The 22,830-nt window shown below is 68.1% G+C and carries 22 protein-coding genes; 17 read left to right on the top strand and 5 right to left on the bottom strand.

Going from position 1 to position 22,830, the window contains the following annotated elements:
- Nucleotides 1-17 precede the first annotated feature (17 nt).
- From GGQ89_RS10950 to GGQ89_RS10925, 6 genes are all read left to right on the top strand, one after another.
- Nucleotides 18-329 (top strand): YggT family protein, encoded by a 312-nt coding sequence (locus tag GGQ89_RS10950; protein ID WP_056438920.1) that lies wholly within the window; start codon nucleotides 18-20, stop codon nucleotides 327-329.
- A complete protein-coding gene (locus tag GGQ89_RS10945) occupies nucleotides 329-631 on the top strand; it encodes a DUF167 domain-containing protein (RefSeq protein ID WP_184105795.1) in 303 nt (100 codons plus the stop codon). Before GGQ89_RS10950 ends, GGQ89_RS10945 begins: the two co-directional genes overlap by 1 nt.
- Nucleotides 628-1,518: a bifunctional methylenetetrahydrofolate dehydrogenase/methenyltetrahydrofolate cyclohydrolase FolD gene (gene folD, locus GGQ89_RS10940; RefSeq protein WP_184105794.1), complete on the top strand. Its 891-nt coding sequence runs from the start codon at nucleotides 628-630 to the stop codon at nucleotides 1,516-1,518. The genes GGQ89_RS10945 and folD overlap by 4 nt, the downstream gene beginning before the upstream one ends.
- Nucleotides 1,519-1,522: 4 nt before the next feature.
- Complete coding sequence (locus GGQ89_RS10935) at nucleotides 1,523-2,146, top strand: MarC family protein (protein WP_042486983.1); 624 nt, start codon at nucleotides 1,523-1,525, stop codon at nucleotides 2,144-2,146.
- A gap of 67 nt (nucleotides 2,147-2,213) precedes the next feature.
- Nucleotides 2,214-2,492, top strand: coding sequence for an acylphosphatase (locus tag GGQ89_RS10930; protein ID WP_184105793.1), 279 nt, complete (start codon nucleotides 2,214-2,216; stop codon nucleotides 2,490-2,492).
- The gene (locus tag GGQ89_RS10925; RefSeq protein ID WP_184105792.1) at nucleotides 2,486-3,709 is read left to right on the top strand and encodes a dipeptidase; all 1,224 of its coding nucleotides are present in this window, start codon (nucleotides 2,486-2,488) and stop codon (nucleotides 3,707-3,709) included. Before GGQ89_RS10930 ends, GGQ89_RS10925 begins: the two co-directional genes overlap by 7 nt.
- Here GGQ89_RS10925 and GGQ89_RS10920 read toward each other — a convergent pair.
- Complete coding sequence (locus GGQ89_RS10920) at nucleotides 3,663-4,862, bottom strand: MFS transporter (RefSeq protein WP_056438906.1); 1,200 nt, start codon at nucleotides 4,860-4,862, stop codon at nucleotides 3,663-3,665. The two genes, GGQ89_RS10925 and GGQ89_RS10920, sit on opposite strands and share 47 nt — an antisense overlap.
- Nucleotides 4,863-5,063: 201 nt before the next feature.
- On the opposite strand from GGQ89_RS10920, the gene GGQ89_RS10915 reads away from it, so the two are divergent.
- From GGQ89_RS10915 to GGQ89_RS10895, 5 genes are all read left to right on the top strand, one after another.
- Complete coding sequence (locus GGQ89_RS10915; protein WP_184105791.1) at nucleotides 5,064-6,443, top strand: glycosyl transferase family protein; 1,380 nt, start codon at nucleotides 5,064-5,066, stop codon at nucleotides 6,441-6,443.
- Nucleotides 6,440-7,417 carry a hypothetical protein gene (locus GGQ89_RS10910; RefSeq protein ID WP_240456426.1) on the top strand — a complete coding sequence of 326 codons (978 nt, stop codon included), beginning with the start codon at nucleotides 6,440-6,442 and terminating at the stop codon, nucleotides 7,415-7,417. Before GGQ89_RS10915 ends, GGQ89_RS10910 begins: the two co-directional genes overlap by 4 nt.
- Before the next feature lie 45 nt (nucleotides 7,418-7,462).
- Nucleotides 7,463-8,377 carry a TSUP family transporter gene (locus GGQ89_RS10905; RefSeq protein WP_184105790.1) on the top strand — a complete coding sequence of 305 codons (915 nt, stop codon included), beginning with the start codon at nucleotides 7,463-7,465 and terminating at the stop codon, nucleotides 8,375-8,377.
- Between the two features lie 41 nt (nucleotides 8,378-8,418).
- The gene (locus GGQ89_RS10900) at nucleotides 8,419-9,138 is read left to right on the top strand and encodes a TIGR02186 family protein (protein WP_221238927.1); all 720 of its coding nucleotides are present in this window, start codon (nucleotides 8,419-8,421) and stop codon (nucleotides 9,136-9,138) included.
- Nucleotides 9,139-9,205: 67 nt separating this feature from the next.
- A complete protein-coding gene (locus tag GGQ89_RS10895; RefSeq protein ID WP_056438897.1) occupies nucleotides 9,206-10,843 on the top strand; it encodes an ATP-binding protein in 1,638 nt (545 codons plus the stop codon).
- Between the two features lie 125 nt (nucleotides 10,844-10,968).
- Here the strand turns inward: GGQ89_RS10895 and GGQ89_RS10890 are convergent, their stop codons facing one another.
- The gene (locus GGQ89_RS10890) at nucleotides 10,969-12,438 is read right to left on the bottom strand and encodes a M23 family metallopeptidase (RefSeq protein WP_184105788.1); all 1,470 of its coding nucleotides are present in this window, start codon (nucleotides 12,436-12,438) and stop codon (nucleotides 10,969-10,971) included.
- 221 nt (nucleotides 12,439-12,659) lie between these two features.
- Here GGQ89_RS10890 and GGQ89_RS10885 point away from each other — a divergent pair, with 221 nt between their 5' ends.
- The 6 genes from GGQ89_RS10885 (at nucleotide 12,660) to GGQ89_RS10860 (ending at nucleotide 18,613) form a co-directional block, all read left to right on the top strand.
- Complete coding sequence (locus tag GGQ89_RS10885; protein WP_184105787.1) at nucleotides 12,660-15,152, top strand: helicase-related protein; 2,493 nt, start codon at nucleotides 12,660-12,662, stop codon at nucleotides 15,150-15,152.
- 220 nt (nucleotides 15,153-15,372) lie between these two features.
- Nucleotides 15,373-15,729, top strand: a complete 357-nt coding sequence (locus GGQ89_RS10880; RefSeq protein WP_056438888.1) for a S4 domain-containing protein — start codon at nucleotides 15,373-15,375, stop codon at nucleotides 15,727-15,729.
- Between the two features lie 29 nt (nucleotides 15,730-15,758).
- Nucleotides 15,759-16,100: a ferredoxin FdxA gene (fdxA, locus tag GGQ89_RS10875; protein WP_042486955.1), complete on the top strand. Its 342-nt coding sequence runs from the start codon at nucleotides 15,759-15,761 to the stop codon at nucleotides 16,098-16,100.
- 389 nt (nucleotides 16,101-16,489) lie between these two features.
- The gene (locus GGQ89_RS10870) at nucleotides 16,490-17,023 is read left to right on the top strand and encodes a CarD family transcriptional regulator (protein WP_042486954.1); all 534 of its coding nucleotides are present in this window, start codon (nucleotides 16,490-16,492) and stop codon (nucleotides 17,021-17,023) included.
- A gap of 118 nt (nucleotides 17,024-17,141) precedes the next feature.
- Complete coding sequence (locus GGQ89_RS10865; protein WP_184105786.1) at nucleotides 17,142-17,891, top strand: head GIN domain-containing protein; 750 nt, start codon at nucleotides 17,142-17,144, stop codon at nucleotides 17,889-17,891.
- A gap of 47 nt (nucleotides 17,892-17,938) precedes the next feature.
- Nucleotides 17,939-18,613 (top strand): GIN domain-containing protein, encoded by a 675-nt coding sequence (locus GGQ89_RS10860; protein WP_184105785.1) that lies wholly within the window; start codon nucleotides 17,939-17,941, stop codon nucleotides 18,611-18,613.
- Here GGQ89_RS10860 and GGQ89_RS10855 read toward each other — a convergent pair.
- From GGQ89_RS10855 to GGQ89_RS10845, 3 genes are all read right to left on the bottom strand, one after another.
- Nucleotides 18,576-19,553 (bottom strand): alpha/beta fold hydrolase, encoded by a 978-nt coding sequence (locus tag GGQ89_RS10855; protein WP_184105784.1) that lies wholly within the window; start codon nucleotides 19,551-19,553, stop codon nucleotides 18,576-18,578. The genes GGQ89_RS10860 and GGQ89_RS10855 overlap by 38 nt on opposite strands.
- A gap of 356 nt (nucleotides 19,554-19,909) precedes the next feature.
- Nucleotides 19,910-21,259: a family 43 glycosylhydrolase gene (locus GGQ89_RS10850; protein ID WP_184105783.1), complete on the bottom strand. Its 1,350-nt coding sequence runs from the start codon at nucleotides 21,257-21,259 to the stop codon at nucleotides 19,910-19,912.
- Nucleotides 21,259-22,824 carry an alpha-N-arabinofuranosidase gene (locus tag GGQ89_RS10845; RefSeq protein WP_184105782.1) on the bottom strand — a complete coding sequence of 522 codons (1,566 nt, stop codon included), beginning with the start codon at nucleotides 22,822-22,824 and terminating at the stop codon, nucleotides 21,259-21,261. Before GGQ89_RS10845 ends, GGQ89_RS10850 begins: the two co-directional genes overlap by 1 nt.
- Nucleotides 22,825-22,830 lie beyond the last annotated feature (6 nt).

The raw sequence follows: 22,830 nt of genomic DNA, 5'->3' as shown, positions 1-22,830 counted from the left end.
ATTCGGGAGCCCTGACGTTGGTCCTCATCCTTCAGATCCTTCAGATTCTGCTCAATGTCGTCTGGTGGATCATCATCGTGCAGGCGATCCTGTCCTGGCTGATCGCGTTCAACGTCATCAACACCTCGAATGATTTCATCCGTTCGGTCTGGTACGCGCTGCAGAAGATGACCGATCCGCTCTATCGCCCGATCCGGCGCATCCTGCCCGATTTCGGCGCGCTCGACCTGTCGCCGATGGTCGTGCTGCTGGCGGTCATCATCCTGGGCAAGATCCTCGACACCGCGATCGCCAATGCGATGTACGGGGGGGCGGTCGTCGTCGGCTGATGCCCGCCTGGACGGCCAGCGATGACGGGATTCGGATCGCGGTCCGGGTCACGCCGCGCGGCGGTCGCGATGCGCTGAGTGCGGGCACGGAAGAGCATTTCGCCGCGCGCCTGTCGGCACCGCCGGTCGACGGCGCGGCCAATGCGGCGCTGATCCCGCTGGTCGCCAATCATTTCGGGGTGCCCAAGCGCGCGGTCAGCATCGTCGCGGGTGATACCGCACGATTGAAGCGTCTGCATGTCGCCGGAGACCCGCACATACTGGCGCGTATCGCCCAGGCGCTTTATGGCGATCGGCCATGACCCCAGAGACCCCAAGCGCCACGATCATCGACGGCAAGGCGTTCGCCGCCGGCCTCCGCACCCGCATCGCCACCCAGGTAGCCACGTTCCGCGAACAGGCAGGCCGCGCGCCCGGCCTGGCGGTCGTGCTGGTCGGCGAGGACCCCGCCTCCAGCGTCTATGTCCGCTCCAAGGGCAAGGCGACGCGCGAGGCGGGCATGGAGAGCATCGAGCATCGCCTGCCCGTCGATACCGACCAGGCGACGCTGCTGGCGCTCGTCGAGCAATTGAACGCCGATCCCACGGTGGACGGCATCCTCGTCCAGCTGCCGCTGCCGGGCCAGATCGACGCGCAGGCGGTGATCCAGGCGATCGATCCCGACAAGGACGTCGACGGCTTCCACCCGGTCAACGCCGGACGGCTGGCGACGGGCAGCGAGGGCTTCGTCCCCTGCACCCCGCTCGGCTGCCTGATGCTGCTCAAGAGCATCCACCCCAGCCTGTCGGGCATGGACGCGGTGGTCGTCGGCCGCTCCAACATCGTCGGCAAGCCCATGGCGCAGCTGTTGCTCGGTGAAAGCTGCACGGTCACGGTCGCGCACAGCCGCACCCGCAACCTGGCCGAGGTGGTCGGTCGCGCCGATATCGTCGTGGCGGCGGTGGGTGTGCCCGGCCTGGTCAAGGGCGAGTGGATCAAGCCCGGCGCCAGCGTCATCGATGTCGGCATCAACCGCACCGAGACGGGTCTGGTCGGTGATGTCGAATATGACACGGCGGCGCAGCGGGCGGGCGCGATCACCCCGGTGCCGGGCGGCGTCGGGCCGATGACGATCGCGGTCCTGCTACGCAACACCCTGGTTTCGGCGGGACGCCGCGAGGGCGTCGCGATCGACCAGACGGCGCTGTAAGGCCGTGCTCGAACTCTATATCTCCTCGCTGATCACCTTCTTCGTGGTGATCGATCCGCCGGGTTGCGCCCCCATTTATGCGGGCCTCTCGGCGGGGGCGACGCCGCAGCATCGCCGGGCGATGGCGATCCGCGCGGTCATGGTCGCCTCGGTCATTCTGTTCGTCTTCGCCCTGTTCGGCGAAGCGCTGCTGCATGGCCTGGGCATCGAGATGGCGGCGTTCCGCATCGCGGGCGGCATCATGCTGTTCCTGATCGCACTGGAGATGGTGTTCGAGAAGCGCACCCAGCGGCGCGAGGACCGCGCGGCCAAGGTCGCCGACGATCCGCACGAGGCGGAGGATGTGTCGATCTTCCCCATGGCGATGCCGATGATCGCCGGGCCGGGCTCGATCGCGACCGTCATGCTGTTGATGAGCCGCAATTCGGGACTTCAAGCCTCGATCGTGGTGCTGGGCGCGATGGTGTCGATCCTGCTGCTGACGCTCGTTGCGCTGCTGGCGGCGGGGCCGTTGATGCGGCTGCTGGGCGCCAAGATCGAGGCGGTGATCACCCGCGTGCTGGGCGTGCTGCTCGCCGCGCTGGCGGTGCAGTTCGTGATCGACGGGGTGACCGCCAGCCTGAAGTGATCCCGCTCCCCATGCCGGGAGGATCGGGACCTTCCCTTTCCCACCCTCCCGCGCGACAATCGCGGGCATGATCGGTCGTCATCTTCGCATCACCGGGCGCGTACAGGGCGTCGGATATCGTTACTGGCTCCTCGGGCGCGCGACGGCCTCGGGGCTGACCGGCTGGGTTCGCAACCGTACGGACGGCACGGTCGAGGCGGTGGTGCAGGGGCCGGAGGACGCGGTGGCACGGATCGTGGCCGAGGCCGAATCGGGACCGCCCGCTGCGCGAGTCGACCGGGTCGAGACGATCGAGCAGGCCATCGACCCTCTGCTAACCCGATTCGAGCAGCGGCCGACATGCTGATCGCCCTACTCCTCGCCCAGGCCGCGGATCCAGCCATTACGCGGCGGGTCGAGTCGGTCCTGGCCCGCGCACCGATCGTCGACGGGCATAACGACCTGCCCTGGGAGTTGCGGGACTCCGACCTTTCGCCCGAGTCTCCTTCGCTCGCGACCGGCACCGCCGCCCTGCCCCATCCGCTTCAGACCGATCTGCCCCGCCTCGAACGCGGCGGGGTCGGCGGGCAGTTCTGGTCGGTCTGGATTCCCGCCGATGTCACCGGCCCGCGCGCGGTCGAGATGACGCTGGAGCAGATCGACCGTGTCCACCGCCTGGCCGCCGCCCATCCGACCCGGCTCGCAATGGCGCGCACCGCGGCAGATATCCGCCGGGTCGCGCGCGCGGGCCGGGTCGCCTCGCTGATCGGGGTCGAGGGCGGGCATCAGATCGACGGGCGCTTGTCGGTGTTGCGCCAGTACAAGGCACTGGGCGTCGCCTATCTGACGCTGACTCATGGCCGCAGCCTGGCCTGGGCCGATTCCTCGACCGATGCTCCACTCGCCAACGGGCTCAGCCCCTTTGGTCGTGCGGTGGTGGCCGAGATGAACCGGATCGGCATGATGGTCGATGTCGCGCACGTTTCCGACGCGACGATGGCGGCGGTGCTGGATACCAGCCGGGCGCCCGTCATCGCCTCGCACTCCGATGCCCGCGCCTTGGCCGATGCGCCGCGTAACATTCCCGACGCGCTGCTCCGCCGGATCGGCGTGGGCGGCGGGGTGGTGATGGTCAATTGCTATCCCGCCTTCCTGTCGAGCGAATGGCGGGCCTGGGATGCCGGCCGCACCGCCTATGCCAGGTCGGTCGGCGTGGTCGCCAACATCTATGGCCCGCGCGCGCCAGCGCCGTTGATTGCCTGGGACGCCAGCCACCCCGCCCCGCACGTGACGGCGGCGATGGTCGCCGATCATATCGAGCATATCGCCCGCGTGGCGGGACGCGGGGCGGTGGGCTTTGGCGGCGATTATGACGGGATCAACGGCACCGGGCCGGAGGGGATGACCGGCGTCGACGGCTATCCGCTGGTGCTGGCCGAACTGGTCCGGCGCGGCTGGAGCGATGCGGACCTGATGGCCCTGACCAGCGGCAATATCCTGCGCGTGATGGAGCGGGTCGAGGCGGTGGCGCAAAGCCTCAGTGCGACAGCACCGGGCGATTCGATCGATCCGCTGGCGCGCTAGTCCCACCGAAGCGCATCGCGATCAGCCAGATCACGAACCCGCCCAGCGCCAGCCCGCATCCGACATAGCCGGTCGAGGTCCATCCCAACCCGTTGGCGATGGCCAACCCACCCGCCCAGGGGCCGATGGCATTGGCCGTGTTGAACGCCGAATGGTTGAGCGCGGCGGCGAGCCCCTGTCCTTCGCCCGCCACGTCCATCAGCCGCGTCTGGAGCACGGTGCCCAATGCTCCGCCCAGCCCGATCGCAAAGACGATGGGCAGGATCGTCCACAGGCTGCCCGCCGCCAGCGGATAGAGCGCCAGCATCGCCGCCGACCAGAGCAGCAAGCCCCCGGCGGTCGGCATCAGCGCGCGGTCGGCGAAGCGCGGGACCACGATATTGCCGATCGTCATGCCCAGCCCGAACACCGCCAGCACCAGCGGGATCATCGCGGTCGACGCGCCCGTCACTTCGGTCAGCGTCGCCGCCAGATAGGTATAGACGGCGAACATGCCGCCAAAGCCGATCGCCCCGATGGCGAGCGTCAGCCAGACCTGCCCCTTGCTCAGCGCATCGAGTTCGCGACGGATGCTCGCGCCCTCGTCGGGCCGGTCGTGCGGCGCGGCGATGGCGACCAGCGTCGCGGTCAGCAGCGCCAGCGCCGCGACGACACCGAACACCCAGCGCCAGTTGAGCCACTGGCCCAGCATCTGCGCCAGCGGCACGCCGATCACCGTCGCGACCGTCAGGCCCAACATGATCCGCCCGACGGCCACCGTCCGCCGCGACTCAGGGACGAGCGAGGCCGCGACCAGCGCGGCGATCCCGAAATAGGCCCCGTGCGGCAGCCCGCTGAGGAATCGGAAGAACAGCATCCAGTGATAATCGGGCGCCATCGCCGACAGGCCGTTGCCCGCCGCGAACATCAGCATCAACGCGATCAGCAGCGTGCGCCGCGCCAGCTTGGCCGACAGCACCGCCAGGAGCGGTGCCCCCACCACCACGCCCAGCGCATAGGCGCTGATGACATGCCCCGCCGTCGGCGCATCGATGCCGAGGCCGCGCGCCAGATCGGGCTCCAGGCTCATCGCCGCGAACTCGGTCGTGCCGATCGCAAAGCCGCCCACCGCCAGCGCGGTATGGACGATGCCGGGGGGAAATGTCCGGGCCATGGAAAATCCTTTCGCCACCCATATGTTGCACCGCAGCAGAAGGCGCAACCACCCGCCGGTCCGACATACTGATTTTGCAGGGTAAAAGGCGAAACACACGGCTTTCCCGCGGGGGCACTCAGGCCAAAACGACCAATCACACCGCTATTGATCGGCTCATTTCGGACAGGCACAATAAGATTCGGCAACGGGGGGAGCCGAGTGGGGGAAGTCTCGACGATCATCGAAATCGTCGCGCGGGAACTGTTGTTGTTCGCGGCCGTCGGATTGTTGGTCGGGGGCCTGGATGATCTTCTGGTCGATCTGATCTATATCGTACGACGACTAATAAAAGGCCCCGCCACGCCGATCCGCAGCTATGCGCTGCCCCAACCCGAACAGCCGGGACGCATGATCGTCTTCACCCCGGCCTGGGACGAAGCCGCGGTGATCGGCGCGATGCTGTCCACTGCGCTCGCGCGTTTCCGGCATCCCGATTATCGTATTTATGTCGGGCTCTACCCCAATGACCCGGCCACCATTGCGGCGGCGGCCGATATGGCCGAACGCGACGATCGGGTCCGTCTGGTCATCGGCGCGCGCGATGGCCCGACGACCAAGGCCGATTGCCTCAACACGCTTTGGCACGCACTCCAGCACGACATCGCGGTGGAAGGGTTTCGGGCAAAGGCGATCGTCCTGCACGATGCCGAGGATGTCGTGCATCCGGACGAGCTGGCGGTCTTCGACTCGCTGATCGAGGAGCGGGCGGTGGTGCAGTTGCCGGTCCTGCCGCTGGTCGTACCGGGATCGCGCCTGGTGTCCGGCCACTATGCCGACGAGTTCGCCGAAAGCCACATCAAGCAGCTGGTCGTCCGCACCTGGATCGGGGCGGGCATGCCGCTGGCCGGCACCGGCTGCGCGCTGTCGCCAGCCATGCTGGGCCGGATCGCCGCGTCGCGCGGGGGCGATCCGTTCGATGCGACCAGCCTGACCGAGGATTACGAGCTGGGCCTGCGCATCGCCGAACTGGGCGGCGAGGGACTGTTCGCGCGGGTCGCGGACGGGACGCGGGGCGGCGTGGTGGCGGTCCGCGCCTATTTCCCGGCGACCCTGGTGGCCGCCGTCCGGCAAAAGGCCCGGTGGATGACCGGTATCGCGCTGATCGGCTGGGATCGCACCGGTTGGGGGCGGGCATTGGCGATGGGGGATCATTGGTGGCGCTTACGCGATCGGCGGGGGCCGATCGCGATGCTGGTGCTGGCGGCGGCCTATCTGGGCATGACCGCCGATGCGCTGGCCGTGTCGATTCACTGGATCGCCGGCACGCCCCTGCCGCCGGTCGATCCGGGTCTGCGTTTCCTGTTCGGGGTCAACGCCCTGCTGCTGGCATGGCGGCTGGCCGTGCGCATGACGTTCACCGGCCGCGCCTATGGCTGGCGAGAGGCCTTATGGTCGTTGCCGCGATTCATCATCGGCAATTTCGTGGCGCTGGCGGCCATCCCCCGCGCCCTGATCCGTTATATCCATGTGCTGCGCGGCGGCGTGCCCGCCTGGGACAAGACAAGCCACCACTTCCCCGACCTGTCGCCACAGTCATGAGCGGACGCCCCTTGCGATTCCTGGGAGGCGTCGTCGGGCTGTGGACGCTGGGCCGCATCGCCTTTCTCCTGCCCTCCGACCCGGCCGTCGTGATAGCGGTGAGGCCCGTCAAGCGTACCGAACCGCGCGCTGCCCTGACCCTGCTTCGTGGTCCCGTCCCGCATCAGCCCGAGATACGGCTCGCACGATTCGGGATTACGCGTGCACCACGACCGACACCCTTGATTCAAGGTCCCGCTCCACCTTCCCCGATCCCGGCCGCGCAAGCGCCGATCCAGGACAGGCCGGTCATCGCATTGGCACCGTCGGTCATACCGCTTTCGCCGCGTGTCGCTTTGCCCACACCACCCGCCCCGCCGCGACGGTGGAGCGCCAGCCTGTGGGCCGTCATTCGCGAAGGCGGCCAGACGCTGCTGCCCGGTGGCCAACTGGGTGGGACGCAAGGCGGCATCCGCTTGTTACGGCGGCTCGATTCGCGGGGCGACGTGGCCGCCAGCCTGCGCCTGTCCGCGCCCGCGGAGGGAATCGGTCGCGAGATGGCGGTCGGGGTCGACTGGCGCCCGCTTCGTCATGTGCCGATTCACCTACTGGTCGAACAAAGGCTGGCGCTCGATGCCGGACAGGATGCCCCCGCCGCGATGGTCGTGGGCGGAATCGGTCCCCGTTCCGTTGCCCCCGGCATCGTCCTGACCGGCTATGCCCAGGCCGGTGCGGTGGCCCGCGCGCGGATCGAGCCCTTCGCCGACGGCGCGGTTCGGGCCAGCACGCCGCTGACGCCCGCCCTCGACCTGGGGCTGGCGCTATGGGGCGGGGCGCAGCGGGATGCGCAGCGGCTGGATATCGGACCGACCTTGGGCATCGCCCTGCCCGTCGCGAACCGCCGCGTCCGCCTGTCACTCGACTGGCGGCAGCGGGTGGCGGGGCGCGCCGCTCCCGATTCCGGCCCCGCACTGACGCTGGCGGGCGATTTCTGACGCTTCGACACTGTTCGGAAAGGCGGGCGCGTCTATAACGCGGCCGTGGACCTGTATCTTCCGATCGCCAACCTGTCGGTCAATGCGCTCGTCATCATCGCGCTGGGGGCGGGTGTCGGCCTGTTGTCGGGGATGTTCGGGGTCGGCGGCGGGTTCCTGACCACGCCGCTGCTGATCGTCTACGGCATTCCGCCCACCGTCGCCGCCGCCTCGGCCGCCAGCCAGGTGACGGGGGCGAGCGTCTCGGGCGTATCCGCGCATTGGCGACGCGGCGGGGTAGACGTGAAGATGGGCGGCGTGCTGGTCGCGGGCGGCATCATCGGGTCGTTCGCGGGTGCCTGGATCTTCCGCCTGCTCCAGGCGAGCGGGCAAATCGATACGGTCATTGCTATCGTCTATGTGCTGATGTTGGGGTGGATCGGATCGGTCATGGCGCGCGAGGCGGCCGGGGCGATCCTGGCGCAGCGGCGCGGGCGTCCCCAAAAGGCTGCGCGGCGGCGGCATCATCCGCTGGTCGCGGCCCTGCCCTTCCGCACCCGCTTCTATGCCTCGGGCCTGTATATCTCGCCGCTCGCCCCGCTGATGCTGGGATTCTTTACCGGCATCCTGACCATATTGCTGGGTGTCGGCGGCGGGTTCATCCTCGTGCCCGCCATGATCTATATCCTGGGCATGGCGACCAATGTCGTGCTCGGCACCTCGCTGTTCCAGACCTTGTTCGTCACCGCCGCCGCGACGATGGTCCATGCCACGACCACCAAGGCGGTCGACATCGTGCTGGCCGGGTTGCTTCTGGTCGGATCGGTGACGGGGGCACAGGTCGGCGCGAAGCTCGCCACCAATGCGAAGCCCGAATATCTGCGCCTGGCGCTGGCCGTCATCGTGCTCTTGGTCGGCCTGCGCATGCTCCTAGGGCTGGTGTGGCGGCCCGAGGAAATCTTCACGGTCCAGCTGCTGTGAAACGCCTTTCCGTCATCCTGGCGCTGTTCTCGCCGCTATTGATGGCGCAGGCCAAGCCCGTGCTGGTCCCCGACGTGTCGCAGCGCGATATCCAGATCGCCTACAGCTTCACCGGCGCGGAACTGCTGTTGTTCGGCGCGATCCTCTATCCCGGCGGCCGCCCGCCCAGCGACGACCGGCCGACCGACATCGTCGTGGTAGTCAAGGGGCCGACCCAGTCGATCCTGATCCGCGAGAAGGAGAAGATCGCCGGTCTCTGGGTCAATGCCGGGCGCCTGCGCTATCAGTCGGCGCCGTCCTTCTACGCCATCGCCTCGTCGCGGCCGATCGAGCGGATCGTCGACGATCGCACCCGCGCCATCTACGAACTCGGGCTCGACAGCCTGCAGCTCTCGCCCGCCTCCGCTGCGCCCGCCAATGTCCAGGCGCGGTTCCAGCAGGGGCTGGTCGACCAGCGCCGCCGCAGCGGCCTGTATGTCGAGGCGCCACGCGCCGTCGAGATCACCGACGACGTGCTCTACCGCGCCCGCGTCACCATTCCGGCGCGCGTGCCGGTGGGGCGCTTCACCGCCGAGACCTTCCTGATCCGCGACGGCCGCGTGCTGGCCGCCGCCGTGCGCGACATCGATATCCGCAAATCGGGGTTCGAGCGTTTCGTGGCGCGCGCCGCCGACCGCGCGGCCATCCCCTATGGCCTGACGGCGGTGGCGCTGTCGATCCTGCTCGGCTGGACCGCAGGCTGGATCGCGCGGCGCGTGTAAGGATCGGGAAATCTTAAGATTTCCAACCTAGCGTCGCCATCCTCCCATTCCAAATGACGGCGTATCCATGTCCTCCCTACCGTCTGCCGACCCCCATTCCGCCCATGATACACCGGTCATCGGCTGGCTGCTCGCCATCGCCGGGTCGTCGGGACGGATCGTGCTCGACCGCCAGGCGCTGGCCGCGCTGGCGGAGGATACCGATCCGGTGCTGGCCGCTGCCGGACAGGTTGCGATGCCGGTCAAGGTCAAGCGCGGCGACCGCTGGATCATCGGCACCATCCGCTCGCTCGCGCTCGACCCCGCCAGCGACGCTGCCGCGCTGACGACCGAGATCGACCTGATGGGCGAGGGAATGCGCCAGCCCGAGACGGGCGCGCTGTACGGCTTTCGGCGCGGCGTCACCTCCTATCCCATGCCCGGCGCGACGATCCATGCGATCACCAATGACGAGCTGGCGGGCATCCACCTCAACCGTGCCCAGACGACGGTGACGATCGGCACCGTCCACCCCGCCCGCACCGTACCCGCGACTCTGGCGGTCGACGCATTGCTGGGACGGCATTTCGCCATTCTGGGGTCGACCGGGACCGGCAAGTCCACCGCGACGGCGATGATCCTGCACCGCATCTGCGAGCGTGCGCCGCTGGGCCATATCGTCATGATCGATCCGCATGGCGAATATGCCCGGGCGTTTCGCGACACCGGCAGCATCCATGACGTCGGCAATCTGCGCATGCCCTATTGGCTAATGAACTTCGCCGAGCATTGCGAGATCCTGCTCTCGGCCAGCGGCGAACAGCGCCAGCACGACGCCGATGTCCTCGCCAAGTGCCTGCTCGCCGCGCGCATGCGCAACCGCGCCGCCGCCGAGCTGCCGCGCGTCACCGTCGACACGCCCATCCCCTATCTCCTGTCCGACCTGACCGCGCAGCTGGGCCAGGAGATGAGCAAGCTGGAGCGGGTCGGCGACATCGCCCCCTATCAGCGGATCAAGTCCAAGATCGAGGAGATCAAGAGCGATCCCCGCTATGCCTTCATGTTCTCAGGCATGCTGGTCGCCGATACGATGACCGACTTCCTCGCGCGCATCCTGCGGATGCCGGGGGACGGGCGGCCGATCTCGATCATCGACGTCTCCGGCGTGCCGTCGGACGTGACCAGCAGCGTCGTCGCGGTGCTGGCGCGGATGATCTTCGACCATGCGATCTGGACCCATCCCGCCGAGCGTCGCCCCGTCCTGATGGTCTGCGAGGAGGCGCATCGCTACATCCCCGCACAGGCCGAACAGACGTCGGCGGTCGGCCGCATCCTGTCGCGCATCGCCAAGGAGGGACGCAAATACGGCGTCTCGCTGGGCCTCGTCACCCAGCGCCCGTCCGACCTGGCCGAGGGCGTGCTGTCGCAATGCGGCACCATCATCGCGATGCGGCTGAACAACGAACGCGATCAGGCGATGGTGCGCTCGGCGATGCCCGAGGGCGGGCGCGGGCTGCTCGACACCATTTCGGCGCTGCGCAACCGCGAGGCGATCCTGTGCGGCGAGGCCGTCAGCTTCCCGATGCGCGCCAGCCTGGACAATCTGGCCGAGGACAAATGCCCGGCGTCCAGCGACATGACGATCACCGCGCTCTGGGCGAACCCGTCGGGGGGCAACCGGGTGCTGACCGAGACGGTCGGCCGCTGGCGCGCGGCGGGGAAGTAACGCGTTCCGGCTCCAGCCCGCCTCCCCACCTTCGTTCGGCCTGAGCGAAGTCGAAGGCCACGGGATGACTTGGCCAAGCGCGGAACGTGCACTTCGACTTCGCTCAGTGCGAACGCAGGGGGTGTTCAGCGCCCCGGCTTGACCGCCAGCAGGGCCTGCACCTCGCGGCGGAAGGTGCGCAGCTTGGCACCCGACAGCACCGCCATGCTCGCCAGCTTCAGCGTGCGCGGGTTCACCACCGCGCCGTTCTTCCACACTTCCCAGTGCAGGTGCGGGCCGGTCGACATGCCGGTCGAGCCGACATAGCCGATCACCTGGCCCTGTTTCACATGCGCGCCCGAACGGACGGCGAAGCGGCTCATATGGCCATAGCCGCTGGCGACCCCGCCCGAATGCGCCAGCTTGATGAAATTGCCGTAACCGCCCGAGCGACCGGCGAACTGGACGACCCCGTCCATCATCGCATGGATCGGCGTGCCATAGGGCGCACCGATATCGGTGCCCTTGTGCATCCGCATCAGGCCCAGGATCGGGTGGACCCGCTTGCCGTATGACGAGGTGACGCGCCCGGCGACCGGCATCCCCATCGCGCCGCGCTTCTCGCTCTGCCCGTTCACGTCATACCATTGGCCGTCCTCGTCATCGGCCAGCCGCGCCAGTTGCACCTTGCGCCCGCCATGGTCGAGCCCGGCGAGCAGCAGCTTGCCGAGCCGGGTCTCGCCGGTCGCGGCGCGCTCGCGCTCGATGATCAGGTCGAAACTGTCCGAACGCTTCACGTCGCGGCCGACCGACATGCGCGACGCCAGTGCCTTGATATAGGCCTCGACCACCTTGGCGGGCGCTCCCGCCGCGCGAACCGATCGGTACAGGCTCGATCCCGCCAGTCCTTGCAGGCGCAGCGGCGTCCGGTCGATCGCGATCGGCGCCTGCGTCATCTCGAACCCCTGTGGCGTGCGGGTCAGCGTGACGGCCAGGTCGAAGCGCGCGCGCAGCTTCATCGTCTCCAGCGGTCGCGCGACCGATCGGCTCGGTCGCCGTCCCAGGGTCAGCGCGATGCGGGTGCCCGACGGGATCGCCTCGCCCTCCGTCACCGGCTCGATCAGGGCGGCGGCGGCGCGCGCCTGGTCCCGGGACACGCCGGCGCGTTGCAGCACGCGGTCGAGACGATCGCCCGAACCGATGGTGGCGGACAATTCCATCATGGGGCGCTCTGGCGCTTCGGCCAGATGCATGACGAGTTCGTTGGCGGCCAGCCGTTGCCCACTGTCCGCGCCCAGCGCCAGCGGTGCGATGGCCTGCGCCCGCTCATGGCTCCGCGCCTCGCCGGTCAGGGGTGCGGGGGCCTGCCCGACGATGGGGCGGTGAAAGCCCGGTGCCATGGCAATGGTCGCGACACAAAGCGCCGAACAGGTCGCCAGCCCCCGCCACCAGTCGCGGCTGCCGATCTGGGTTCCCAGATCGGGCACCCAGTCGATTTCTCGAGCGGCGATGCGCCAGCGCGCGAGACGTCCCATGGGCGGCGGGGCCACGCGGCCGATGGGGCGCGTGGCGGTTCCCCCGGACAGGATCAGGGCTTCGTCGGTGGCAAGGAACATGAGAAGCTTTGCGTTTCCGTGAAATCGTCGACAGCGTCGCCGATCCCCCCCGGCGCACAGGACTTTGCGGTGTGGGCAGCAGCGTGCAAAGTCAAAGCTGCTGCGTCCCGCCGCCCCGATGCTGCGGCAAGACGTGGCCGGACCGGGCCGAATCCCGCCAGTGCACGACGATCTTGCTCCATGCCGTTGCAACCGCGCCTGCGAAGCCCGATGTAGGGTGTATGACAAGCCGCGTATCGGGCGCCGTGACGGCCGTTCTCGGGCCGACCAACACCGGCAAGACGCACCTCGCGATAGAGCGGATGTGCGCGCATAGCAGCGGCATCATCGGCTTTCCCCTCCGCCTGCTCGCCCGCGAGGTCTATGACCGGGTCGTGGCGCTGAAGGGACCGGGCCAAGTCGCGCTGGTCACGGGCGAGGAAAAGATCGTGCCGCCCGATGCGCGCTGGTTCCTGTGCACCGCCGAGTCCATGCCCGACCGCGACGTCGCCTTCATGGCGCTGGACGAGGCGCAGCTGGGCGCGGACTTGGAGCGCGGTCATGTCTTTACCGATCGGTTGCTGCACCGGCGCGGTCGCGACGAGACGATGATCCTGGGGTCCGAGGCGCTTAAGCCCATGATCCGCGCGCTGGTGCCGGATGCCGAGATCATCGCCCGTCCCCGCTTCTCGACGCTCACCTATGCGGGCGCCAGGAAGATCAGCCGCCTGCCCAAACGCTCCGCCATCGTCGCTTTCTCGGCCGAGGAGGTCTATGCGGTGGCCGAGATGCTGCGCCGTTTGCGTGGCGGCGCCGCCGTGGTGATGGGCGCACTGTCCCCGCGCACCCGCAACGCGCAGGTCGAGATGTTCCAGGCGGGCGAGGTCGATTATCTCGTCGCCACCGATGCGATCGGCATGGGTCTGAACATGGATGTCGCGCATGTCGCCTTTGCCGGGCTGCACAAGTTCGACGGTCGCCGCCGCCGCCGCCTGACCGTGGCCGAGATGGCGCAGATCGCGGGACGCGCCGGGCGGCATCACCGCGACGGCAGCTTCGGGGCGCTGGCCGAGGAGGGACCGGACTCGTTCCTGCCGGAAGAGGTGCTGGCGATCGAGGAGCATCGCTTCCCCCGGCTCGACCATCTCTATTGGCGGGAGGGCGATCCCGACCTGTCGAGCATCGACGCACTGATCGCCAGCCTGGAGCGCAAGCCCGCCCCCGGCGTGCTGCGCGCAGCCCCGCTCGCGACCGATCTTCAGGTGCTCAAGCGACTGGCCGACGAACCCTGGGTCCGCGACCGGGTGCGGCGGCCCGCCATGGTCGCACGGCTGTGGGCGGCGTGCGGCATTCCCGATTTCCGCAAGGTGGGCATCGATCCCCATGCCCGCTTCGTCTCGCGCGTGTTCGGCCATTTATCCGAAGGGCTGGGTCATGTCCCGCACCAGTGGTTCGCCGACGAGATTGCGCGGCTCGACAATATGGCGGGCGATGTCGAGACGCTGGCGGGCCGCCTCTCGGCGATCCGCAGCTGGGCCTATATCGCCCAGCGCGCCGACTGGCTGGCCGATCCCAGACACTGGGCCGAGCGCACGCGCGAGATCGAGGAGCGACTGTCGGACGGCCTCCATGCCAGCCTGACCCAGCGTTTCGTCGACAAGCGCACCACCGCGCTGATCCGCCGCATCGGCGCCGATGCGGGCGCGTTGCCCGTTACCATCGGGCCGGAGGGCGAGGTGCTGGTCGAGGATCACCCGATCGGTCGGCTGGAGGGATTCCGCTTCACCGTCGAGGCGGGGGCACGGGCGAACGACAAGCGCCTGTTGCTGGCGGCGGCGGAAAAGCGGCTGGGCACCGAGCGGTCGCGCCGCGCCGAGACGCTGATTGCCGCCGAGCATGACGCAATCACCCTTGCCGAGGACCGGCTGGTCTGGGACGGACATGGCGTGGCGCGGCTGATAGCGGGGCCGTCGCTGGGGCGGCCGGTGCTGCGGCTGGAACGCGATCTCGATTGCCTGGCCCCGTTGCAGCGCGAGCAGGTGAAGGCCCGGCTGGACGCCTGGCTGACGCGGTCGCTCGACCGGCAACTGCCCGCGCTCGTCCGGCTGGCGGGGCTGGCGCGCGAGGCCAAGGCGTCGCCCGCGATCCGCGCCGTCGCCGCCGCGCTGGAGGATGCGGGCGGGATCGCGCCGCGCCAGCCGCTGCGCCTGATGATCGATGCGCTGTCGCCCGACGAGCGGCGGCGGCTGCGCGGCATGGGGATCACCATCGGCACGCTTGACGTGTTCGATCCGCGATTGCTCAAGCCCGGTGCCGCGACGTGGCGGCGTACGCTGATGACGCTGTGGGGCCAGACGCCCGACCTCGCCCGGCCGGGTGCCACCATCCTGCGCCGCGACGAGCCGGGGCGCGGCGTCGCCTCGGGCTATCGACCGCTCGGCGAACAGGCGGTGCGGATCGACTTGGTCGAGCGTATCGCCCGCGCCGCCCATGACGCGCGCGAGGGGCGTGGACCCTTCACCCCCGACGCCTCGCTGGCGACCTCGATCGGGCTGGAGGCGGCAACGCTCGACCGGCTGATGGGCGATCTGGGGTTCCGCAAGATACGGGGCGGGGAGAATGAACCCGCCCGCTGGATCTGGCGCGGCCGTCCCCCCGCCCGCCCGGCCCCGCGTGTCACCGCCAGCCCGGGCAACGCCTTCGCCGCGCTCGCCGACTGGGGGCGTACGCCGTGACGACACGCCTCCGTTCCTCCCCATCTTTGATGGGGAGGGGGACCACCGCGAAGCGGTGGTGGAGGGGCAATGTCCTGCGGCTCGCGCCAGGCCGCGAAGGTCATCGCCAAGCCCCTGCCCCTCCACCATCCTGCGGATGGTCCCCCTCCCCAAGCATAGCTTGGGGAGGAATGAGATACCGCATGTCTTCACTTCCCCACAGAAAGGACCGCCCCACCCCATGAGCACCCGCGCCCCTGCCCTCGAGTCGATGCGGCTCGACCGTTTCCTCTGGTGGGCGCGGATCGCCAAGTCGCGGGAGACGGCGCAGGCGATGGCGTGCGATGGGCATTTCCGCATGGACGGCCGCGCGATCGACCGGGCCCATGCGCCGGTGCGGATCGGCAGCATCCTGACCTTTGCGCATCATGGCCAGGTGCGCGTGCTGCGGGTGGAATCGCTGCCCGTCCGGCGCGGACCGCCCGCCGAGGGGCGCGCCTGTTACTGCGATCTGGTCACCTCGCCGGTCTCTAGCCCCAATATGGTTTCGGGCCCTGATACGGTTTCAAGCGTTGACGGATCGCCGCACGCGGCATAGCAGCACGCGTTCGTACCTTGGGAGTTGTCATGACCTACGTCGTCACCGATGCCTGCATTCGCTGCAAGTATATGGACTGTGTCGAGGTGTGTCCCGTCGACTGCTTCTATGAGGGCGAGAACATGCTCGTCATCAACCCGTCGGAGTGCATCGATTGCGGCGTGTGCGAGCCGGAATGCCCGGCCGAGGCGATCCTGCCCGATACCGAGAGCGGGCTGGAACAGTGGCTGGAGCTGAACAACACCTTCTCCGCCCAGTGGCCCAACGTCACCCGCAAGCTCGACCAGACGCCGCCAGATGCGGATGCGATGAAGGGCGTCGAGAACAAGTATGACCAGTTCTTCAGCCCGGAGCCCGGCAAGGGCGACTAACCGGGACGCGCCCGGCAAGGGCGACTGATCCCGATCGTTCCTCCCCTTTCAGGGGAGGTGGCAGGCCGAAGGCCTGACGGAGGGATGTACCCCCTTTCGATGGCGGGACACCCCTCCACCATGCTGCGCATGGTCCCCCTCCCCTTACAGGGGAGTAAAGATGGAATGGGGATGCGTAGGCCGCCCGCACCGGATGGTTCCGCTACCCTGCACATATGCTGGTAATTTTCTTGCGACCATGCTATATGGTTCCGCGACGGGCATAGCTGTTTTCGCGACCGCCCGCCTTTGATGTGTTCGACCCTTCCTTCCCGAGGCCGACTTGATCAGTGGACCCATTTCCGCTTGTTCGGCGCTCGTGCGAAGGCCCTGATCCGGAAAGGCCCCCAATGGCTGCCAAGGCGCTCCACTTCGACGTCGGTGACTATGTCGTGTATCCCAAACATGGCGTGGGCCGCGTTATCGAGCTGCAAAAGCAGGAAATCGCAGGGATGCAGCTCGAACTCTATGTGCTGCGGTTCGAAAAGGAGCGCATGACGCTCCGCGTTCCCACCAACAAGGCCGAGTCGGTCGGCATGCGCAAGCTGTCCTCGGACAAGACCATGCGCGAGGCGATGGAAACGCTGAAGGGCAAGCCCAAGGTCAAGCGGACCATGTGGTCGCGCCGTGCCCAGGAATATGAAGCGAAGATCAACTCGGGCGACCTGGTGTCGATCGCCGAAGTGGTCCGCGACCTGTTCCGCGCCGACGACCAGCCCGAGCAGAGCTATTCCGAGCGGCAGATCTTCGAAGCGGCCACCAGCCGCCTCGCCCGCGAACTCGCCGCGATGGAAGAAGTGGACGAGCCGCGCGCCCAGGAAAAGATTCTGGAAATTCTGCGCGCTGCCGCCGCCATCTACAACAAGGAAAAGCCCGCCGCCTGACCCGCGGTCGGTCTTTGCCGATACGAACAAGGGGCGGTCCCAGGCGGGGCCGCCCCTTTTCATTTGCACGGGCAACCCGAGCATGTGTATTATTCATTCAATACACAGGAGGTCGCTCATGCCCAAGTCCGTCACGCTTTCCACGCTTCTCGGCCTGATGGTACTGGCCATCCCCACCGCCGCCTGCTCGTTCGAGGGCGACACCAAGGGACAGGAAGTCCCCGCGCAAGGATCCGGCGACACGCGCAGCTATGCGGTGCGGGGCTTTACCACCGTGTCCAGCGACGGCAGCGATCCGGTCGATATCCGGGTCGGCGGCGATTTCTCGGTACGCGCGCAAGGGGCGGCGGCCGACCTCGACCAGTTGCGGATCGCACGCGATGGCGACACGCTGCGGATCGGCATGAAGAAGGGCGTGCACTGGGGCAATCGCCGCAACGTCCGCATCCTGGTGACGCTGCCCCGCCTGACCGGGGCGGGTGTCGCGGGATCGGGGCAGATGCGCATCGACCGGGTGGAGGGCGACAGCTTCAAGGGCGGGATCGCCGGATCGGGCGACCTGACGATCGGCGCCATGCGGGTTCGACAGGCCGATTTGGGCGTGGCGGGCTCCGGCTCGGTGAATGCCAGCGGCACGGTCGACGCGCTGAAGATCGGGATCGCCGGGTCGGGCAATGTGCTGGGGAGTGGCCTCCATACCAAACGCGCCGAGGTCGGGATCGCCGGATCGGGCCGCGTCGCGGTTCAGGTCGACGGCCCGGCCAAGGTGTCGCTGGGCGGATCGGGTGATGTCGATCTGGGGCCGAACTCGGTCTGCACCGTGAACAAGGGCGGCTCGGGCACGGCGCGTTGCGGACGGACGCTGTAACGGGGACCTGCTTGCGACGCCGACGGGGCGGTGCGAGGATGACGCCGATGTCGATCCGCGCCGCTTCCGCTATTCTGTTTTCCACGCTCATTGCGGCGCCTGCTTTTGCCGCCGAACGGCGCGTCGATCTGAGCAGCTTCGACAAGTTGCGGGTTGAGGGGCCGTTCCGCGTCACCATGACCACCGCCCCCTCGCCGCGCGGCACCCTGTCCGGTGACGGCGCGGCGCTGCGGCAGGTCGAGGCGCAGGTGATGGGCAGCACGCTGGTCGTGCGACGCTCGGGCGGGGGCGACGCGCCGGTGACGCTGGCCCTCGCCGCGCCGCCGCTCTCCGGTGTCACCGTCATCGGCGGCGCGCAGGTGACGGTGCAGGCGATGAAGGGCAACGCGCTTACCCTGTCGGTCACGGGCACGGGCGAGGCGCGGATCGGTCGGGCAGATGGCGATCAGCTGACCGCGATGCTGTTCGGCCCCGCCAGGCTGACCATCGAGGGCGGCCGGGTCGGCAAGGCGCGGCTGGCGGCCAATGGGCCTGCGAGCATTGCGGCCGATACGCTGGAGGCGGGCGACCTGACCGTCACGCTCGACGGCCCCGGCGAGATTGCCGCACGGGCGCGCTATACGGCGGCGGTCGCCAATGGCGGGCTGGGCAAGGTGGCGGTGGCGGGCACGCCCAAATGCCGGATTACGGGCGGTGGTCCGGTTCGCTGCGGGGCGAAGTAACCGGCGCACGCCGGTCGAGAAACGCGGCGATGGCGGCAAAGGCGTTGGCGCGGACCGGATCGGCCTCGCGCAGGATTTCATGCGCACAGCCGCGACCGAAAGCGACCAGCTCGCCCTGCGGCAGACGCTGCGCCACCCGCGCCGCCGCGCCTGCATCGACCAGCTGATCGGCGAGCGCGACCAGCATCAGCACCGGCGTTGCGATCCGTGCCAGCGCCGGATCGTCGCGCAATGCCGCCGTGGCGCGAAAGGCCTCCGCCACCCAATGCCAGCTGGGCGATCCCAGACACAGCTCGGGCTGCGCCTGTCGAAAAGCCTGCTGGTCGGCAAAGCGGGTCAGGTCATGGGTCAGCCTTTTCTGCCGCGCGATGGCGGCGGCGGGCGTCTCCAGCCGTCTCCAGGCGGGGCGTAGCGGATCGCCGCGCCCGACCTGCCAGCGGGCAAAGCGTGCACCTGCCCATTGGCCGACCGGCGAGCGCAGCGCCAGCATCGGTGCGACCAGCACCACCGCATCGGGCGCTATCCCGCCCCCCGCCAGCGCCGACAGGGTGGCGAACCCGCCCATCGAATGGCCCAGCACGACATGCGGCCCCTCGCCCGGTCTTACCCACCCGGCATAAAAGGCGGCCAGATCCTCGCCCAGCCGGTCGAGCCGGTCGATATGCCCGGTCCCGTCACCCGTCAGCCGCCCCGACCCGCCCTGCCCGCGCCAGTCGAAGGCGGTGACGTCCCAGCCCTGTGCGCGGAAATGATCGATCGCATCGCCATATTTCTCGATCATGTCGGCACGGCCGGTCTGGAACAGCAACCTGCCCCGCCGCGCGGTGCCCGGTTCGTGCGGGCGGTCATAGCGGCGATGGACCCAGCCATCGGGGGCCGTCCAGTATGACAGGAAGGGCGCGAGGGGGCTTCCCATCGGGTTCGATGCGGGGATCGCCATTACCGTTCCTTGCCTCACTCATGAACACCAGAGGATCGGCGGCCGGAGCCTATCCCATATGTGATCCGTCCTACCACGCCCTTTGTTACAGTTGCTGCCATGGGGTTTGAGGAAAGGTCTGCCCTTGGCCTTCGACTTCGCTCAGGCTGAACGGTGGAGGGGAAACATGCCGCTCGCTACAGGCACGCCCCTCCCGCAGGCGGGAGGGGATGGGGGAGGGAAAAGAGTCTCACCGAGACCATCGCTCGCGGCCCTCCCCTCCCCAAACCCAGTGTCAGGTAAACGATGCCCCGCATCGTTTAGGTCATACCGGGGGCATGACCGACCTGAAACTCGCCTGCGGGAGGGGCTCAAGATCAGAAGATCGACCACTCCAGGATCGCGGGTTCCTTCGCCGTCACCGTCATGCGCAGGAAGCGGGCCTTGCCCGGATGGCGCAGCGTGATCGGTGAGCCGCTGACGCCTGTCTCGGCCGCCACGTCGCGCCAGCTTTTGCCGTCCGGCGAAGCCTCGATCCGCAGATCCTGCGGCTGAATCGCAAAGGCTGGGCGGACCCGGCTTTCGCGTATGTCCCGCAATCCGCCCAGATCGGCGGTCAGCACCGGCGCCTGCCCGGCTTCGGGCCGCCACGCGGTCGCGTAATTGTCGTCCGCCGCCAGCGCGTCCACGCCCTTGCCCGTCCAGCGCAGCCCGCGATCGCGCTTTGCCGCAAAGGCCGGGATCACCGGATCATGGCTGGGCCGAACCTTCTCGAACGTGCCGTCCGCCCGCACGGTCAGCGGGTCGACCGACACCTGCCGCAGCACGCGCTCGCCACCCATCACGAAGGGCAGCGCCTGACGGTGATAGAGGATGTACGACTTGCCCTTGTCGGCGAAGATCGCGTGATGGCCGGGGCTGATGATCTGCCGTGCGGCATCGGTTTCCAGCAGCGGGCTGTTCGCCGCTTCGGTGAACGGGCCCATCGGCGATTTGCCGACCGCATAACGGACCTTGTACGTGTCCTTGGTGGTGTTGCCGTCGCTATAGGTCAGCAGGTAACGCCCCTTCTCCTTCACCATGAAGGGGCCTTCGAAGTAATTCGCCGGGGTCACGTCCTTCGGCGCGCCGTCGAAGTGAACCATGTCGGGCTTCAGCTTCACGACGAAGCAATGCCCGTTGACCCAGTTCAAGCCCGATCCCCAATAGAGATAGGCCTGGCCGTCATCATCGACGAACGCCTCGGCGTCGATCATGTGATATTGGGGCGCGAAGTCGCGCGCGATCAGCGGCTTGCCGCCATTGGCATCGGCCCATGGCCCCGCCGGGGATGGGGCGGAGCCGACCCACACCTCGCTGCCGACCGAGACATACATATACCAGCGGCCGTTCGGCGCCTTGACCACCGAGGGGGCCCAGACCTTGGCATCGCCCGAGGTCGGGCTGGTCGCGGCCTGCTTGGTCGGCCAGTTCGGCTGCGAGAAGCGCCAGTCGCGGCCATTGTCCGAGGTCCATAGCCCCAGACGATCATCGCCCCACGGATCGATCGTGGCGAATATATACCAACGCCCCCCATCGCGAACGATGGAGGGGTCGGCGAAATAGCCGGGGAGCAGCGGATTACCCGCCCCCGGACTATTCCATGGAACATCGCGCCGGGGCACAGCGGACCCCGCCGCCCCGGTAAGAAGGACGGCGGCGAGCAGCGCTCCGGCGCGGGCCTTCATCAGCGCAGGTCCAGCATGACGACCGACTTGGCCGGCACCTGCACGGTCAGCATGCCGCCCGACAGCGTCGCGCCATTGAACGGCTGCGGCGCGACCTGGTTCGGCGCGTCGAAGCTGTTGTGCGCGTCCATCGTCGCGCCGGTCAGAACCCGGCCCGACACCTGCGCCGCGGTCACGCCGTCCAGCTTGACCGAGACGGTCGCGGGCTGGTTGGGATCGACATTGGTCAGGCCGACATGGACCACGCCCGCCTTGTCGCGAACGGCCGAGGCGCTGACCGCCTTCATCACCCACTGGTTCTTGTTGTACCAGCGCGACTGGACATCGACCGGCAAGACGGTCGCGTCCTGATAGTCCTTGTACATGTCGAACACCCAATAGGTGGGCGTCTTCACCATGCGCGCGCCGTCGGTCAGGATCATCGCCTGGAGGACGTTGATCATCTGGGCGATGTTGGCGCCCCGCACGCGGTCGGCGTGACGGGCGAAGATGTCGAGGTTCAGGCTCGTCACCATCGCGTCGCGAAGCGAGTTCTGCTGGTACAGGAAGCCCGGATTGGTGCCGGGTTCGACATCATACCAGGTGCCCCATTCGTCGACGAGCAGCGCGACCCGCTTGTTCGGATCGTACTTGTCCATGATCGCCGAGTGACGGGTGAGCAGCTCTTCCATCTTCAGCGTCTTGGACAGGGTGCGCGCCCAGCTTTCCTCGTCAAAGCCGGTGGCCGCGCCCTTCTTGTCCCAATTGCCCGGAATCGTATAGTAATGGACGCCGATGCCGTCGAACGCGCCGCCCGCGTCGCGCATCATCACTTCGGTCCAGTTATAGTCGTCGCTGTTGGCGCCGCTGGCGATCTTCTGAAGCTTTTCGCCCGCCGGGACCTTCAGGAAGGTCGAATAGCGGCGCGTCACGTCGGCGGCATATTCGGGACGCATATTGCCGCCGCAACCCCACAGCTCGTTGCCGATGCCGAACATGGCCAGCTTCCATGGGCGGTCGCGGCCGTTCTTGCGGCGCTCCTCGGCATAGGTCGATTTGGACGGGAAGGTCATATATTCGACCCACTCGGCCATTTCAGACGGCGAGGCCGAGCCGACATTGCCCGAGACATAGGCCTCGGCGCCGACCATCTCGCTGTAATTCATGAATTCATGCGTGCCGAAGCTGTTGTCCTCGGTCACGCCGCCCCAGTTGGTGTTGACCTTGGTCAGGCGCTTGGCCTGCGGGCCGACACCTTCGCGCCAGTGATATTCGTCCGCATAGCAGCCGCCCGGCCAGCGGATCACCGGCACTCGGATCGCCTTCAGCGCGTCGAGCACGTCGCGGCGATAGCCGTTGACGTTGGGAATCTTGCTGCCCTTGCCGACCCAGATACCGCCATAGATGCCGGTGCCCAGATGCTCGGCGAACTGGCCGAACAGGCGGCGGTTATAGACCGGCCCCGGACGGTCGGCATGCACTTCGACCGTGTCGGCGGTACCGGCGGGCACGGTTTGTGCCGTTGCGGTGCCCGCGAACAGCGTGGCGACCGCCGCCGCGAACAGGAATTTCGTTGCCCTTTTCATGGATTC

It is taken from the genome of Sphingomonas yabuuchiae, assembly GCF_014199595.1.
In the GTDB taxonomy this organism is placed as follows: domain Bacteria; phylum Pseudomonadota; class Alphaproteobacteria; order Sphingomonadales; family Sphingomonadaceae; genus Sphingomonas; species Sphingomonas yabuuchiae.
This window is presented reverse-complemented; position numbering and strand designations above follow the sequence as displayed.